Origin of the sequence: Floridaenema flaviceps BLCC-F50 (assembly GCF_041929275.2) — a bacterium.
GTDB classification, from domain to species: domain Bacteria; phylum Cyanobacteriota; class Cyanobacteriia; order Cyanobacteriales; family Aerosakkonemataceae; genus Floridanema; species Floridanema flaviceps.
In genome coordinates this window covers 4,021,158-4,036,961 of sequence record NZ_JBHFNR020000001.1, presented here as the reverse complement: position 1 = coordinate 4,036,961, position 15,804 = coordinate 4,021,158, and the positions used below count along the sequence as shown (strand labels likewise).

The window sequence follows — 15,804 nt, the reverse complement described above, 5'->3', positions numbered from 1 at the left end:
ATCATAACTCGACTATAAAAGTTTTATCTGCTACGGTGACGCGATCGCCCTTCACTAATTGTCGTCCGCGTCGCGTTTCTGGGCTACCATTTACTTTCACTTCACCTGATTGAATCATCAGCTTTGCTTGTCCACCAGTTGACGCGATTCCCTTTAACTTCAAAAATTGGTCAAGCTTAATTGTTTGATCTGTCATGGTTACCCCGGTTAATTTCCTGTACCAATCCACTCTAATCCAGCTTTTAACGCCGCTTCTGGTGAAAAGTAAATTTTATTGAATCCAAACACTTCTCCACCGGGACTGAGAATGCGAAACTGCCATGCTTCGGTAGATGCGTTATAGAACACGGCTAAGGTAAACTGGCGAATGGTAACAACTGAGTCAATTTTAGTAGCACTCATAGTTGGGGAACTTCAGGATAAAGTAGGTCTTTCTCGCTAATTTAGCTCAATGTTCTTCAGAAAAAACAGGCTGTCTCTTACTTATGGTGATAAGTAAACCTGATTAATTCGTGAAATGCTTGATTTACGAGAAATCCCAGTCCCTAGTCCCCAGTCCCCAGTCCCCAAATTAAACTGCCTTAGAAAATCGTCCAATTTGCTGGTTTCTCAAGTACTTATCAAAAGCTGAAGCAATGTTTCTAATCAATAATCTTCCGTTTGGTGTGACTTGAATTTTATTGTGCGAAATGTGAACTAATCCATCGGCTTCTAGCAAGCGTAAATCGTAACGTTCTTGAGCAAAATACTCTTCAAAATCCATGTCAAAGCTGAGATGATATTTCTCTTCAACATCATGTTTGTCAAGTTGGAATTGGCACATTAATTCCATAATGATAGAGCGACGGATAATGTCATCTTTTGTCAGCCTAACACCCCGTTCAATGGGAAATTCTCGATTATCAATTGCTTGATAATACCTTTTCAAACGCTTGTGATTTTGTACATAAACATCCTGCAACATACTAATAGATGTCATGCCAAAACTTAGTAAATCTGATTCTGGTTTGGTAGTGTATCCTTGGAAGTTCCGGTGTAGTTCTCCTTCTCTTTGCGCGATCGCTAATTCATCATCAGGTTTAGCAAAGTGATCCATGCCAATAAATACATAACCATTAGCGGTTAATTCTTCAATTGTCATTTGTAAAATGCTCAGTTTTTCTAAAGCTAATGGCAATGAATCTTGAGGCAATTGTTTCTGAATTGGTTTGATCCAAGGTACATAAGCAAAATTGAAAACAGCAATGCGATCGGGATTGAGTTTCAGAGTTTTGGAAATCGTATTTTCAAAAGTTTCTAATGTTTGATAAGGCAATCCATAAATTAAATCAACATTGACACTTTCAAACCCAGCTTCTCGTATCCATTCCATCGTTTCAAACAACATCGCTTCTGTTTGAATACGATTAACTGCTTCCTGCACTCTGGGATCGAAGTCTTGAACGCCAAAACTAATCCGGTTAAATCCCAAATCGCGCAAATGAAAAATATAATTTCTATCTAAAAACCGGGGATTAACTTCGATCGAAACTTCCGCTTCCGAAGCTAATTGAAAATTGTCATTAATCTTAGTCCAAAGCTTCTCAACTTGTTGGGGAGACAAATAATTAGGCGTACCTCCACCCCAATGAAGTTGTTGCACTTGTCGATCGCGATCGACTAACTCCGCAATTCTTTCGATATCGCGTCCAATATAATCTAAATAAGGTTCTGCTACTTCTTTACGTTGCGTAATCACCGTATTACAACCGCAAAAATAGCAGGGAGACTCACAAAAAGGAATATGACAATACAGCGACAAAGGAGTATTTTTGTAATTACCAACTGCGATCGCTGCTTTAAAATCAATTTCCCGAAAATCTTCTTTTAATTCCGTTGCAGGTGGATAACTTGTATATCTGGGTACTGAGCGATCGTACTTTCTCAGCAAATTAAAGTCAAATTCCACAGCTTGCGATAGCAGTTTCATATTCTCCACAAATCTCTAATAAGTACAATTTCCCATCAAACACTTGCCGAATAATGGTTTCAGCAAATTTTTATCTTTAATCACTCTATAGCTATGGATAAATTAGCCAAACAACAAGTTGCAAAACTTAATAATGAACCACAGATCCCCGACTTCTTCAAGAAGTCGGGGATCTGGCGGATATGGCTCTCTTTCGGGTACTGGGGACTGGGTACTGGGAAAGTTTTGAGTTCTGAGTTTTGAGTTTTGAGTTAATGAATTTTCCTCTTTCTCCCCATCTCCCCATCTCCCCATCTCCCCATCTCCCCATCTCCCCAATCCCTAGTCCCTAGTCCCCAGTCCCCTCTTTGGTCGGAAAATATGAGAATGTTCTGGGTGATAAAGTTTCGATCGCCTTTGGCGCTGCGCTTCGCGCAATCGCACTTTCCCCACCTCACCCAAAGCCGGACTAATCACATAAAGAGTAGTACGAATTAAATTTTCTTGCTGAGTTACTTCTGCCATTTGATGCAAAGGAACTACTAAAATCCTTTCATCAGGCCAACCTAAACGGAAACAAATTGCTACTGGTGTATCAGCAGAATAATGTGCCATTAATTTAGTTTGTGCTGCTTCCACCATTCGCGCACTCAGGTAAAGACACAAACTTGCTTTATGTGCTGCTAAAGAAGCTAATTCTTCCGTTTCTGGGACTGCGGAAGCATTGCCACTCATCCGAGTCAAAATAATAGTTTGAACTAATTCCGGTACCGTTAATTCAACATTGAGTTTAGCTGCTGCTAACTGAAAAGCACTAATTCCCGGTATTATTTCAAAGGGAATATTTGCCTCTGCTAAACTTTCGATTTGTTCGTGTACAGCACCGTAAAGGCAAGGATCTCCCGAATGCAGACGCACAACAGATTTACCATTTTGCACCCGTGAAATCATCACAGGTAAAATATCTTCCAAAGTTTTGTTCGCCGTCGGGATAATTTCTACATCAGGACGAACACCCTGTAAAATTTGCTTTGGTACTAAAGAATCAGCAAATAAGATTACATCAGCTTGCGCCAAAATTTTTTGTGCTTTCACAGTCAATAAATCTGGGTCGCCTGGGCCTGCACCGACAATGTAAACTGCTGGTGGTAAAGGTTTCATAACCCTTTCCAAGCATATTTCAGTTTGAGACTTATCAGAAGAAATCATTCCGGATCACTAAGTATATATAGAGAAATAGTAAGTGGTAGATGCACCCTGGTTAAGCCTTGGAGGGATTCCTCTCTAGGGCTTCTTTTTTTGTAGATGGTAACTAATTTAGAAAATTTAGCTAATCACAAATAATCAGACCCAGAAAAACGTCCACCATTCTATAGATAATGCCACAACTAAGGTAGGGAAAGCACCTAAGCTTGGTCTAACAAATGCTAGGGAATGCTAGTTTTAGGCAACAGTTTAAAGTAAGAGTACCCGGAGAGGGTACTGTCAGAACTTCTGTAAATCTTCCAGAATTAAATTGATTGTCTCTGTAAAAAACAAAGTACTAGACAAGCTTAACTTTAAAATTAGGTTAGAAAATTCATGGAAAACGCATATACTCGTCGTGCTAAAGCGCGGAAAATTCGCCAAGATGCAGCAGAAGAAGCTTTTTTGCGATCGCACCCCGAACACATAAATAATGGTGAAGAGTCAACTTACCGTAATTCAGACAATCAGCTTAACTATATCGCCAATTTTACCAAAGGTTTACCTCGCAACACCGATCGCCCTGAATTAGGCGAGGTAGATCCTAAAGCTTATCGAATGTTACTCAAAGCTTTAGCTAGCGGCAACCCTGACGACTTTGAAAAAATCCCTTTGGGGGGAACTCGCAAATTTACCAATCCGCAAGCAGGACTAGCTTTTGATTTAGAAGGGCCAGATTCCCACGCACTTGCCATTCCACCAGCACCTCGCATTGATAGTGCCGAAAATTCTGCGGAAATGGGGGAACTTTATTGGATGGCATTACTGCGGGATGTACATAGCAAGTATTTTGACAGCAATGATGCCTACGGAGATAATGACGAGATTAAGCAAAAGGTTAGTCTCGCTGCGGAGTCGATGTCTAAAGAGTTTTCTGATTTTCGTGGTCCCAAAGATAAAAATGGTAAAGTTACTCCTGCTACCTTGTTTCGTGGTTCTGCGCCTGGGGATTTAGTAGGGCCTTATATTTCTCAATTTTTGCTCAAAGGTAATAGCGATAAAGCATTAAATTACACTGAAAAAGATGGCTATATTCGCTACGGTACTTTGAGAATCGATCAACGCCAAAAAACTGCGATCGCTGGCAAAGATTACATGACTGATGAAGATTCTTGGCGGAAAGTACAAAGCGGCGTTGATACTAGCGGTCAAGATGAATTTGAAAAGAAACCTTTGTTTATTCGCAACTTGCGCGATTTAGCAACCTACGTTCATTTTGATGCTTTGTATGAAGCTTATCTGAATGCTTGCCTATACTTACTCTCAGAAATGAAAGAAAAGAAAATGACAGGTATACTTCCTCTAGAAATGAGAGGAGTAGGCGGCAAAAAGTTTGAATTTCCTGTTGATCGCGGCAACCCTTATGTAGACTCAGTTAATCAAATTGGTTTTGGTACTTTTGGCGGGCCACATATTCTCAGTCTGGTTACTGAAGTAGCAACCAGAGCACTAAAAGCTGTCTGGTATCAAAAGTGGTTTGTCCATCGCCGACTGCGCCCAGAAGAATTTGGTGGTCGGGTACATTTTCATCTAAAAAGTGATAGAAAATTGTATCCGATGATCGATCGCGAAATCTTAGATTCCCTCCAAACTGGTTTATTGAGTAAATATTTCCCAAATAACGGTACATATTTATTACCAATGGCATTTCCCGAAGGTTCGCCAACTCATCCCGCTTATGGTGCAGGACACGCTACAGTTGCTGGTGCTTGTGTAACCATTTTAAAAGCGTGGTTTGATGAATCTTTCCCGATCGAAAATCCCGTTATTGCCAGTGATGATGGTACTTGTTTAGTTGATTACAATGGTGCAGATAAAGGTAAGTTAACCGTTGGTGGTGAGTTAAATAAACTAGCAGCTAATATTGCTATTGGTCGCAATGCTGCTGGCGTTCACTGGCGCACTGATTACACTGAATCTTTGAAATTGGGTGAAGCGATCGCGATCGGTATTCTCCAAGAGCAAAAAACATCTTACAACGAAAACTTCAACTTCTCTCTCACCAAATTTGATGGCACAACCATTAGTATTTAACGCAAGTTGCTAGTTATTAATTCTTTCGGAGTTCCCCCCTTATTAAGGGGGGTTAGGGGGGATCTTCGGTTGTGATGACTACGTTTAGATCCCCCCAACCCCCCTTAATAAGGGGGGCTAAGAAAGAGCCAGACTTGTAACTAGCAACTTGAGTTATTTAGTTGTTTGTTGTAACGACTTCAGTCGTAATCAATTGCGATGCCAACGAGTACCTTCTGCTGTGTCAATTAAAGTAATTCCCGCAGCTTTTAATTGGTCACGAATGCGATCGCCTTCCGCAAAATTCTTCGCCTTTCGCGCCGCCTGTCGCTGTTGAATTAAATCCTCAATTTCCGCATCACTCAAACCATCATTAGATTCCTTTATTTCTGTCTCAGGTTTCACTTCCAAACCCAAAACATTCGCCAAATTAACCAGAGTTTTCCATTGTGTTTCTAACTCACTAGGCGCAGTTTTCGTTTTACCTTCATGGACTAAGATATTACCTTCCTTCCCTAATTCTTTAGCAATTTCAAACAAAACCGCTAAAGCAGCAGGAGAATTAAAATCATCGTCCATTGCTTCTTGAAAACGTTGTTCGTAGGGGTTGGGGTTTGAGGATGACACAGAGGATGACAGGCAAGATGCCTGTCCTACATCCCAACCTAATTGTTTGCCGTATTCGTAACCGAAAAGCAAACCTTCTTTTAGAGTATTCCAACTATTTTGGGCAGATGCCATTGATTCAGCTGTAAAATCGATCGGTTTCCGGTAATTTGCTTGCATTACAAACAACCTTACTGCCATTGGTTCTGGTGCATTTGGCGCATCTAATAACTGGCGAATAGTTGTGAAATTGCCCAAAGATTTCGACATTTTTTCACCATCAACATTCACCATGCCATTGTGTAACCAGTAATTTGCTAAACTCTTACCTGTTACAGCTTCCGACTGAGCAATTTCATTTTCATGATGGGGAAAAACTAAATCAGCACCACCCACATGAATATCAATAGTTTCCCCCAAGCATTGACGCACCATCGCCGAACATTCGATGTGCCATCCCGGACGACCTGCACCCCAAGGCGACTCCCAAGCAGGTTCTCCCGGTTTCGCCGCTTTCCACAACGCAAAATCAAAGGGGTTTTTTTTCTTCGCCGCTTCCGGGTCTTCTACTTCCACTCTACCACTCGCCCCCGCTTGCATATCTGCCAAATGGCGACCGGAAAGTTTGCCATAATCAGAAAAATTCCCCACAGTGTAATAAACATCGCCAGCAGCGGGATAAGCAAAACCTTTATGTTCCAATTCGTGAATTAATCGCTTAATTCCATCTAAAGTATGAGTAGCGCGGGGATATTCATCGGCTTTCATGATATTTAGCCGATCCATATCTTCAAAATAAGTTTGGATGTATTTTTCGGCTACGGCTTCCATTGATGAGCCTTCTTGCCGTGCTTTATTGAGGATTTTATCGTCAATATCCGTAAAATTCTGCACGTAGCGAACTTGGTATCCGCGCCAAAGCAAATAGCGACGCACCATATCCCAGACAATGTAGGAACGCGCATGACCCAAATGGCAATAGTCATACACCGTCACGCCGCAGCAGTACATTTTCACCTTTCCCGGTTCCAAGGGTGTAAAGGTTTCTTTTCGACGAGTGAGGGTGTTGTAAAGCGTTAGGGTCATAACAAATTTCAAGAGAAGGATAGATCGGCAATAATAGGGAATAAAGGTGTGGGATGCCAACGAGCATCCTGATGCTAGTGCTTCGGCACTATTCTGTTACACTCCCATTTTCCGACGTTTTTGAAACTTTGGCTATGCAAACAGCAGCTTCTTCTGACCAATCGATCGCAATGGATGCGCCAAAACAAGGTTTACCAGTCACAATTATTACTGGTTTTCTCGGTAGTGGCAAGACTACTCTCCTCAATCACATTTTGACCAATCAACAGGGTTTAAAAACAGCAGTTCTCGTCAATGAGTTTGGCGAAGTTGGCATTGACAATGAGTTAATTATCTCCACTGGCGAAGACATGGTGGAGTTAAGTAACGGTTGTATCTGCTGCACGATTAATAATGATTTGGTTAATGCCGTTTACAAAGTTTTGGAACGGGGAGACAAGGTAGATTATTTAGTAGTGGAAACTACGGGATTGGCAGATCCTCTACCTGTAGCTTTGACCTTTCTCGGAACTGAATTACGCGATTTAACTCGCTTGGATTCGATTATTACGGTCGTAGATGCAGCGAATTACAGTTTGGATTTGTTTAATTCCCAAGCTGCTTACAATCAAATTGCTTATGGCGATGTGATTTTATTAAATAAGGCTGATTTGGTGGATGAAGCAGATTTAGATCTGCTGGAAGTGAAGATTCGCGATATTAAACAAGGCGCAAGAATTCTGCGAACTACGAACTCACAAGTTCCACTTGCTTTAATTCTCAGTGTGGGTTTATTTGAATCGGATAAATATTTTGAAACTGAGGATTCAACCCACGAACACGAACATCATCATCACCACGATCATGCTCACGATCATGACCATTCTAATTGCGATCACGATCATGGTCATTGCACCCACGATCATCACGATCATGACCACGAGCATCACCATCATGAACACCACCATCATCACTCGGATCACTTAGAAAATGATGGTTTTACTTCAATTTCTTTTGCTAGCGATCGACCTTTGTCAATTAGAAAGTTCCAATTTTTCTTAGACAATCAATTGCCAGATACGGTATTCCGCGCTAAGGGAATTCTTTGGTTTGATGAAAGTCCCAGACGGCATATTTTCCACTTATGCGGTAAGCGTTTCACAATGGATGATGAAGATTGGAAAGGTAATCCCAAAAATCAATTAGTGTTGATTGGACAAAATTTAGACCATGAGACTTTGAAAGCGCAATTGGAAAAATGTGTCTGCATTCCTACCACAAATCGCGGTAAAGGATTCGGTAAATAAGTATGTTGTTGCGCTTTAGCGCTCTAGTTTTAGATCCCCGACTTCTTCAAGAAGTCGGGGATCTAAAAGAAGGGGATCTAACATCGCAAATCGGTAACTCCATCCTAAACTCTGTTCCTTGTCCTAGTCTAGAAAAACACTGCAAATCACCCTGATGATTCTTCGTGACAATTTGATAGCTAATTGCTAGTCCCATTCCCGTACCTTTCCCTACAGCTTTAGTTGTAAAAAAGGGATTAAATATCTTTTCTTGAACTTGGGGACTCATCCCAGCACCATTATCTTGAATGGAGATGAAAACTTGATTTTCGGAAGTTATAGAAGTTGTAATCGTAATCTGACCTTGATAATCTAATTTTTCTGTAGGTTCTAAGCTTTCTCGTTGTTGTTCGATCGCATCGATCGCATTGACTAACAAATTCATAAATACCTGATTTAATAAACCACCATAACATTCAATCAGGGGCAATTTACCATAATTTTTATGCACATGAATTTCTGGATTTCCCGCCCGACCGTTCAACCGATTTTGTAAAATTACTAAGGTACTCTCAATATTTTCGTGAATATCTATTTCTTTCAAATCGGCTTCATCTAGGCGCGAAAATGTCCGTAGAGATTTAACAATATCTCTAATGCGTGTAGCTCCATTTTTTACGGATGTCAGTAACTTAGGAAAATCACTAGCTACATATTCAAAATCGATATTTTCTGTAAAATCAGCAATCGCTGGCAGCGGACTAGGATAATGCTCTTGGTAAAGTTGAATTAGATTAACTAAGTTTGTAGCATAATCAGTAGCAGTTTGAATATTGCCATAAATAAAGTTCACGGGATTATTAATTTCATGGGCAATACCAGCTACTAATTGCCCCAAACTTGACATTTTTTCGGCTTGAATTAATTGCAGTTGGGTAGCTTGCAACTGTTTAAGGGTTGCTTCTAATTCTTCAGTTTTTTGTCGCAGTTTAATTTCCGATCGTCGTACTGCTTCCGCCTCTATCCGCTCTATTTCTGCACCCGCACGAGTAGCAAAAATTCTTAAGATGGCTGACTGGATTGTAATCTCTTCTACCATCGGTTTAGTGTCTAAAACTGCGAGGAATCCCAAACTATTACCATTAGCATCAATAATCGGCACACCTGCATAACTTTCGGCTTGTAGGGCGACTAAATCATCATTTTCAGGAAATAGGGATTGCAGGGAATGAGGATATATGCAGAGGTCATTTTGACTGTTAACCTGCTCACAGGGAGCACCGACTAAATTGTAAGTAAAATTATCGCCAAAGCCGTCTCCTGCCCAAAATGCTAGAGTTTTAGCAATTAATTTTTCTGAGTCCACAAATTCGGCTATAAAAGCGTAACGCACTTCTAATACTTGGGCGAGATATTGGACGCAACTTTTAAAGAATGCTTCGCCTGTTTTGGCGGCTGTACCTTCCACAATTAAGCGGAGAGCTTGTTCTTGACGTTTGCGATCGGTAATATCAGTTATAGTGCCAACATATCCTTCTATTTCACCTTGATTATCAATCAAAGCTAAGGCTTGACCAATAACCCAAGTAACACTACCGTCAGGACGCAAGAAACGATACTCAGATTCAAATTGTTTTTTGTTTAATGCACTTTCATACCATTCGCGAAAAACCTGCTCTCTATCTTCAGGATGAAGCGTTATAGACCAATTTGGGCCTAGAGCTTTTTCTTGACTTAATCCAGTTATTTGCAACCAAGTTTGATTGACATACAAACAATCTCCCTTAGCATCAGTTAAAAAGACACCAATGGGTGAGGCTTCGGCTAGAGTTTGATAGCGCTTTTGGCTTTGTTTAAGCAAAATTTCCGTTTGTTTGCGATCGCTAATATCAAAGTTAAGCCCAATCATTTTTTGAGCATTCCCTTGAGCATCCCGTCGAACTAAACCAAATGCTTTAATAAAATGGACGCTGCCATCAGGATGAACTACCCGAAATTCAGGATCGTATTCTGCTTGCCCTAACACTGCTTGGCGAATAATAACTTCGGTAGCTTCTCGATCGTCAGGATGGAGCCCGGTTGCCCAAATATCATAAGCTAATCTACTATCAGACTCCTTGGTGACACCATATAGCTCGTACATTCGATCGTCCCAAACTAAGGTGTTCTCTACAATGTCCCATTCCCAGCAGCCCATTTTCCCCGATTTGAGTGCGAATGACAAACGCTCAGATACTTCCTTGAGTTCGGCTTCCGCTTGTTTGCGATCGCTAATATCCCGGATGTAGCCGTGCCAAAGGATACTGCCATCTCGTTCTCGCTGGGGTGTAGAATGACCAAATAACCACAGTATCCGCCCATCAGGTAAACAAACTCGATATTCACAAAACCAAGGACTAAGCTCTGAGGCTGATTTCTGGATGGATTGATGAACGCGATCGAGGTCTTCAGGATGAACAACCGCAAAAACCTTGGAAGCATCCTCCAGTAATTCTTCTGGAGAAACGTTATGAATTTCTCGCACCCCCTCGCTGGCGTAGGGAAAGTGGCAAGTCCCATCAGGGCGCATCCGAAACTGATAAATCACGCCGGGAATATGTTGGGCAAGTTGCTTGAGGCGATAACTCTGTAGGGGCGTATCTTTGTTTACAGGTTCAATGCCTGCTTCCTGTAGTTGAGCTTGGGCTTGTGCGAGTTCCTGGGTAAGTTTCTCGACTTGTGCCTCTGCTTGTTTGCGTCGTGTAATGTCTCGCATTACTGATAGATGGCAATGGGGCGAAAAGTTTGCTGTTGCGGCATATTCTACGATGCGGATCTCCCCATCAAGCCTTCGGAAGCGGATCTCGCCTTGCACTTTTTCCTGTTGTGGTAATTTTTCCCATGTTATTTGGAAATCAAACTCCGGTTCGACAAACTCCCAAATGTAGCGTCCCAGTAATTTATCTCTGTCTAAGCCAAATAATTCACAAGCAGCGGGGTTAACATCTAGATAACGGCCTTGGTCATCTGCGATCGCCATTCCATCCAGTGCCGTCTCAAAAATTATCTGCAATTGACGATCTTTTAGAGATTCTTGGTCTGGATATTCTTCCTGAATGGATTGATTTAAGCCAAATTTATATGTTATATAGGATGACATTCAAGGTTAATTATTAGTATTATTTAATGTTTACATTTTGCCTCACCCTAGCTAAAATTGCCAAGCACTTTCTTACTTATTCAATTGAGATTATGCGAGTAGTGATTCAGAGAGTTAAATCTTCTCAAGTGGAAGTTGAAGGCAAAGTTGTCGGTAAAATTGGGCGAGGACTAAATTTGTTAGTAGGAATTTCCAGTAATGATACGGAAACGGAATTAGATTGGATGGTGCGGAAGTGTTTGGAATTACGCATTTTTACTGATGAGGAAAATGGCGATCGCTTCTCGAAATCCGTCCAAGAAATTAACGGGGAAATTTTGGTAATTAGTCAATTTACTTTGTATGGTGATTGTCGCAAAGGTCGCCGTCCTTCTTTCGATAAATCAGCAGCACCTCAACCAGCAAAAGAATTGTACGATCGCTTTGTCCAAAAGTTACGCCAAAGCGGACTTAAAGTAGAAACTGGAATATTTGGGGCAATGATGAATGTTTTAATAGTCAATGACGGCCCTGTAACTTTGTTACTAGAAAAGGAAAGTGGTTAGACAAATTCACAACTCATGTAGTGTAGCTGTAGCTGTAGGGTGTGTGACGTTGCAAGATTATTAGCACAGCACCAAGCCATGAGACTTGTAGCGTCACGCACCAACCAGTTATTGTGACAATGGCGTAAGTCTTGACGAAAGTTTGTGTAGCCGCGACTTCAGTCGCCTGCTGACACTGATACTAAATCCGGGTTAAATACCCTCTTTATAATGAACCGCAGAGGCACAGAGGACACAGAGGAAAGAGGGAGAAGATATCGGGGGTAAATAACCCGGATTTGGTATGACACGGCGGAAATGGTGCGTTACGCTGCGCTAACGCACCCTACGGTATAGGGTATTTTAGATGTTAGGAACGGGACTGACGGGGCTCGAACCCGCAACTTCCGCCGTGACAGGGCGGTGCTCTAACCAATTGAACTACAGTCCCTCGGTGTTTTTCGTTTTTTTCGCTGTCGTTGTCTCTTTCGACGCGATCTCTATTGTGCCAACTGTTTTAGAATTTGTCAAATGTTTTTTAGTGATTTTTTCTAAATTCCTATGAATCTACGGGATGCCATTGAGTCTGACCTGTCAATAATAGTAGAAATATACAATGCTTCAATTCCCGCAAGGATTGCTGCTGGGGATGTTCAGCCTGTGACGGTGGAAAGTCGTCTAACTTGGTTTCGGGAACATACGCCAAACAGTAGACCTGTGTGGGTAGCAGAAATAGATGGGGTAATAGTTGGCTGGCTGAGTTTCCAACCCTTTTGTTATAACCGACCTGCTTACCGACACACGGCTGAGTTGAGTATTTATATTTCGGCAAATCATCGCGGCTGTGGTGTGGGAGGTTTCCTGTTAAAAACTGCGATCGCAAAAAGTCCAGCACTGGGAATTAAAACTTTAATCGGCTACATTTTTGCTCATAATCAGCCAAGTTTGCGCTTATTCGAGAAAATGGGTTTCCAACAATGGGGTTATCTTCCCGGTGTTGGGGAACTTGATGGCATAGAACGAGACTTGGTAATTGTAGGTTTACGGCTAACTTAGTTACGTTACCCATAACTCTGGTAGAGACGTTTCATGAAACGTCTCTACATCTCCTTTGATCTAAATTATGTTTCGACTAAAGCGCCACCGCAACTGGAACCACAACCAGCTGTACAACCATAACAATAATTTGCTGTCTGCACTTGTTCAATTAAATCTAAACTTCCCGCTGCTAATAACTTCGCCACTGTCAAGGTTTCGCCATCGGGAGTTTTTGCTGGTAAGTTTTCCATTTGGTTAAAGTCACAGTCATAAACGTTACCTAAATAGTCGATCGATAACTCATCTCGGCACATTAGATGCGCGATCGTACCAGCATTAAAATTTGACTCCAAGAAATGTAGATAGGGAGTATAAAGCTTTTGCCGTTCTAAATGTTGCTTGGTTCTGCCGATCGGTAAATTAGTAATCGCGAACAGGTTATTAAAACAAATTTCAAAATGTTCTTGCAAGAACATTTTGTAATCTTTTTCTAACTTATCTTGGTTGGGAGTCAATGAAAACTTTTCTGTACTAGGAATTTGCGGATTATACACCAAATCCAGAATTAAATTCGGGTCTTTACCATAACCCAATTTGTTCAACCATTGCAGCGCTTGAATTGAAGCATCATAAACACCTTTACCGCGCATTTTATCCACATTATCTTGTAAATAGCAAGGTAAAGAAGCAACTATTCTCAGTTGATTTTGGGCGCAATATTCAGGAATATCGGTAAAACCATCGACAAAATAAATAGTGAGATTAGACCTCACCATTACTTGTTTCCCTGTTGCTTTAGCCGCCGCCACCAATGGCTTAAAACCATAATTCATTTCCGGCGCACCGCCAGTTAAATCAACAATCTTAATTTGGGGAAACTTATAAATTAACTCAATTAATTGTTCACAAATTTCTGGAGAAAGTTCTTCAGTGCGTTTTGGCCCAGCTTCCACATGACAATGACTGCAAGCTAAGTTACAGCGCTTACCTAAATTAATTTGTAAAACGCTAATTTGATTTTTAGTTAATGGCGCAGTTAGCTTTTTCCTGAAATTTGTCACAACTAACTTTTCCGAACTTGACTGAAGCATTGTTATTTCCCAAAAAATTGTCCAAATTGAAGCCAAAATTATGTACGTTGTTGCGCTGTCTTCGCTCTTACCCCAACTAGTAACTTAGGTAGGGTGCGTTAGTGATAACGTAACGCACCGTTCCGCAGGGAAAACTTTAGGTAATTCCTTTAACCTATCCCTGCGAGAATAACTAACAACAACCGCCACCAGTGTAATGCCAAGTGGAATCAGTAATTAAAATTTCCTTACCCGGTAATGAACCCAACTTCCTAGCAGTTTTATCACAAACTGCTGCGGGTACGCCACGTTGTAATAAATGTCCAGCCGAGTCATCAAAAAACTCTTCTGCACCCACATAAATTGCTGTTTTCCCTGTAAAAATGCAAGCACCATCTTCAGGCATTAACACTTTAAAAGCTACCGAATCCAGACTTTCTAAAAGTAACGGTTCTGGGAGATTATAACTTTGACAATCTAAAACTCGGTAGGGACGTTTGGCACGAATTTCCACTTGTCCAAATCCTACTTCAACTAAGTGTTGCGTATACTCTTCATAAGTTAACGCACCGGACAAACACATAGCTCGTAAACGATCGTCTTGCCGCAAATGTTCGGGAATTGGACTTGTAGCGATCGGGTCACTCATAATTAAACGTCCACCAGGTTTTAAAACCCGATAAGCTTCTTGGAGAGCTTTAGTTAGATCGGCTGGTTCAAAAATATTAAACAGACAATTTTGCGCTACTACATCTACAGAAGCATCGGCAACCGGAAGAGTAAAAGCATCACCTGTACGAATTTCGACAAAACTAACATCAAACCAGGGATTTATTGAAGCCGCCATATCCAAATTTCGAGTCGCTGCTTGCCGCATTGCTTCTACAGGATCGACGGCAATTACTGCACCGGGACGACGACAAAAATAAGCAAATTGTAAAGCTTCTAAACCGCCACCAACACCTACATAAAGTACAGTTGGTTCACCTGCTAATTCTGTGGGATGAACGGTAGTACCACAACCATAGTTCATTTCCTGCATTTGCTTGGGAATTTTTAATCCGGGAAATTGCAGGGGAGTACTTTGCACGCAACATAGACCGACTTGTGGTTGTTCTGCTACTTCAGTGTAAAATTTTGCGGTCGTTTCTAAATAGCTCATTTTTTGTCAAAACCGAGAGAACATTTATAACTGTAGAATTTAAAACTTTAATATGGCAAATTAGTCATGAACTTGATTGTTATTATAATTGCTTTTGCTGAGAGTTAAATCATGGGGAGAAGTAGGATAATGAGTAAGTTTCCGAAAGCGGTAATTTTTTTGACTAGTTTAGTTTTTCCTTGGCTGGGAGTGCAGGTCAACCAAGCGGCTATCCCTGTTTCGCAATCTTTTCCTGTTGTAGCACAGAGATCGGCGCTGAATTTGATTGAGCAGGGTAGGGGAACACTAAATATTGGTAGGCGTGGTACTAGACCTATTGAAGGTGCATCAGTGATAGTTCGACCAATAGGAACTGTTGATTTAGGCTTAACTTATGCAGATGGTACTGGAACGCTACGGTTTGGTGGTCAGTTAATTTCCCGAAGTGAAAATACTTTAACCATTGCACTGACTAACTCTGGTAATGCTGATGCTTCGGGGGAAGTGACCGTTTCTTACGGCGGATTTCATTCTATCAACTCGATTTCCGGCAACGGTCGTGTGGATGGTATGCCTTTAACTTTCCAATTTAGCGGGGGTTCTCAAAATAATGTGGGCACTCAACCATGAATCTGTCCCACGCTGGTAGTAGGTAGTAGGTAGCGGGTAGTGCTGTTCAGATCCCCGACTTCTTTTGCGAAGTCGGGGATCTGGAGATCTGGAGTTTGT

The 15,804-nt window shown here is 41.3% G+C and carries 13 protein-coding genes and 1 tRNA gene; 5 read left to right on the top strand and 9 right to left on the bottom strand.

Annotated elements, in window-relative coordinates:
- Window position 1: 1 nt before the first annotated feature.
- From ACE1CI_RS19470 to cobM, 4 genes are all read right to left on the bottom strand, one after another.
- The gene (locus ACE1CI_RS19470) at window positions 2–196 is read right to left on the bottom strand and encodes an RNA-binding S4 domain-containing protein (protein WP_413262007.1); all 195 of its coding nucleotides are present in this window, start codon (window positions 194–196) and stop codon (window positions 2–4) included.
- Window positions 197–207: 11 nt separating this feature from the next.
- Window positions 208–402: a hypothetical protein gene (locus tag ACE1CI_RS19465; protein ID WP_413262006.1), complete on the bottom strand. Its 195-nt coding sequence runs from the start codon at window positions 400–402 to the stop codon at window positions 208–210.
- 169 nt (window positions 403–571) lie between these two features.
- Window positions 572–1,969 carry an oxygen-independent coproporphyrinogen III oxidase gene (gene hemN, locus ACE1CI_RS19460; RefSeq protein ID WP_413262005.1) on the bottom strand — a complete coding sequence of 466 codons (1,398 nt, stop codon included), beginning with the start codon at window positions 1,967–1,969 and terminating at the stop codon, window positions 572–574.
- Window positions 1,970–2,290: 321 nt separating this feature from the next.
- Window positions 2,291–3,109: a precorrin-4 C(11)-methyltransferase gene (cobM, locus tag ACE1CI_RS19455; RefSeq protein WP_413262004.1), complete on the bottom strand. Its 819-nt coding sequence runs from the start codon at window positions 3,107–3,109 to the stop codon at window positions 2,291–2,293.
- Between the two features lie 420 nt (window positions 3,110–3,529).
- On the opposite strand from cobM, the gene ACE1CI_RS19450 reads away from it, so the two are divergent.
- On the top strand, window positions 3,530–5,227 hold the full coding sequence (locus tag ACE1CI_RS19450; protein ID WP_413262003.1) for a vanadium-dependent haloperoxidase: 1,698 nt from the start codon (window positions 3,530–3,532) through the stop codon (window positions 5,225–5,227).
- 189 nt (window positions 5,228–5,416) lie between these two features.
- Here ACE1CI_RS19450 and cysS read toward each other — a convergent pair whose 3' ends face one another.
- Window positions 5,417–6,898, bottom strand: coding sequence for a cysteine--tRNA ligase (gene cysS / locus ACE1CI_RS19445; protein WP_413263163.1), 1,482 nt, complete (start codon window positions 6,896–6,898; stop codon window positions 5,417–5,419).
- Between the two features lie 134 nt (window positions 6,899–7,032).
- Here cysS and ACE1CI_RS19440 point away from each other — a divergent pair, with 134 nt between their 5' ends.
- A complete protein-coding gene (locus ACE1CI_RS19440) occupies window positions 7,033–8,184 on the top strand; it encodes a CobW family GTP-binding protein (RefSeq protein WP_413263168.1) in 1,152 nt (383 codons plus the stop codon).
- A 46-nt stretch (window positions 8,185–8,230) separates the two neighbouring features.
- On the opposite strand, the gene ACE1CI_RS19435 is transcribed toward ACE1CI_RS19440, so the two are convergent.
- Window positions 8,231–11,302 carry a PAS domain S-box protein gene (locus tag ACE1CI_RS19435; protein ID WP_413263162.1) on the bottom strand — a complete coding sequence of 1,024 codons (3,072 nt, stop codon included), beginning with the start codon at window positions 11,300–11,302 and terminating at the stop codon, window positions 8,231–8,233.
- A 92-nt stretch (window positions 11,303–11,394) separates the two neighbouring features.
- Here ACE1CI_RS19435 and dtd point away from each other — a divergent pair, with 92 nt between their 5' ends.
- Entirely contained in the window at window positions 11,395–11,847 is a 453-nt protein-coding gene (gene dtd / locus ACE1CI_RS19430) for a D-aminoacyl-tRNA deacylase (RefSeq protein WP_413263167.1), read from the top strand.
- A gap of 356 nt (window positions 11,848–12,203) precedes the next feature.
- On the opposite strand, the gene ACE1CI_RS19425 is transcribed toward dtd, so the two are convergent.
- Window positions 12,204–12,277: transfer RNA gene (locus tag ACE1CI_RS19425), tRNA-Asp, on the bottom strand.
- A gap of 110 nt (window positions 12,278–12,387) precedes the next feature.
- Here ACE1CI_RS19425 and ACE1CI_RS19420 point away from each other — a divergent pair.
- A complete protein-coding gene (locus ACE1CI_RS19420) occupies window positions 12,388–12,882 on the top strand; it encodes a GNAT family N-acetyltransferase (protein ID WP_413263161.1) in 495 nt (164 codons plus the stop codon).
- Between the two features lie 65 nt (window positions 12,883–12,947).
- Here ACE1CI_RS19420 and arsS read toward each other — a convergent pair whose 3' ends face one another.
- Complete coding sequence (arsS, locus tag ACE1CI_RS19415) at window positions 12,948–13,955, bottom strand: arsenosugar biosynthesis radical SAM (seleno)protein ArsS (RefSeq protein WP_413263160.1); 1,008 nt, start codon at window positions 13,953–13,955, stop codon at window positions 12,948–12,950.
- A gap of 172 nt (window positions 13,956–14,127) precedes the next feature.
- Window positions 14,128–15,096, bottom strand: coding sequence for an arsenosugar biosynthesis arsenite methyltransferase ArsM (arsM, locus tag ACE1CI_RS19410; RefSeq protein ID WP_413263159.1), 969 nt, complete (start codon window positions 15,094–15,096; stop codon window positions 14,128–14,130).
- A gap of 129 nt (window positions 15,097–15,225) precedes the next feature.
- Here arsM and ACE1CI_RS19405 point away from each other — a divergent pair, with 129 nt between their 5' ends.
- Window positions 15,226–15,705, top strand: a complete 480-nt coding sequence (locus tag ACE1CI_RS19405) for a hypothetical protein (RefSeq protein ID WP_413263158.1) — start codon at window positions 15,226–15,228, stop codon at window positions 15,703–15,705.
- Window positions 15,706–15,804: the final 99 nt, after the last annotated feature.

Coding starts and splice junctions, on each gene's coding strand:
- ACE1CI_RS19470 (WP_413262007.1), bottom strand. CDS start 196: ATGACAGATCAAACAATTAAGCTTGACCAATTTTTGAAGTTAAAGGGA.
- ACE1CI_RS19465 (WP_413262006.1), bottom strand. CDS start 402: ATGAGTGCTACTAAAATTGACTCAGTTGTTACCATTCGCCAGTTTACC.
- hemN (WP_413262005.1), bottom strand. CDS start 1,969: ATGAAACTGCTATCGCAAGCTGTGGAATTTGACTTTAATTTGCTGAGA.
- cobM (WP_413262004.1), bottom strand. CDS start 3,109: ATGAAACCTTTACCACCAGCAGTTTACATTGTCGGTGCAGGCCCAGGC.
- ACE1CI_RS19450 (WP_413262003.1), top strand. CDS start 3,530: ATGGAAAACGCATATACTCGTCGTGCTAAAGCGCGGAAAATTCGCCAA.
- cysS (WP_413263163.1), bottom strand. CDS start 6,898: ATGACCCTAACGCTTTACAACACCCTCACTCGTCGAAAAGAAACCTTT.
- ACE1CI_RS19440 (WP_413263168.1), top strand. CDS start 7,033: ATGCAAACAGCAGCTTCTTCTGACCAATCGATCGCAATGGATGCGCCA.
- ACE1CI_RS19435 (WP_413263162.1), bottom strand. CDS start 11,302: ATGTCATCCTATATAACATATAAATTTGGCTTAAATCAATCCATTCAG.
- dtd (WP_413263167.1), top strand. CDS start 11,395: ATGCGAGTAGTGATTCAGAGAGTTAAATCTTCTCAAGTGGAAGTTGAA.
- ACE1CI_RS19420 (WP_413263161.1), top strand. CDS start 12,388: ATGAATCTACGGGATGCCATTGAGTCTGACCTGTCAATAATAGTAGAA.
- arsS (WP_413263160.1), bottom strand. CDS start 13,955: ATGCTTCAGTCAAGTTCGGAAAAGTTAGTTGTGACAAATTTCAGGAAA.
- arsM (WP_413263159.1), bottom strand. CDS start 15,096: ATGAGCTATTTAGAAACGACCGCAAAATTTTACACTGAAGTAGCAGAA.
- ACE1CI_RS19405 (WP_413263158.1), top strand. CDS start 15,226: ATGAGTAAGTTTCCGAAAGCGGTAATTTTTTTGACTAGTTTAGTTTTT.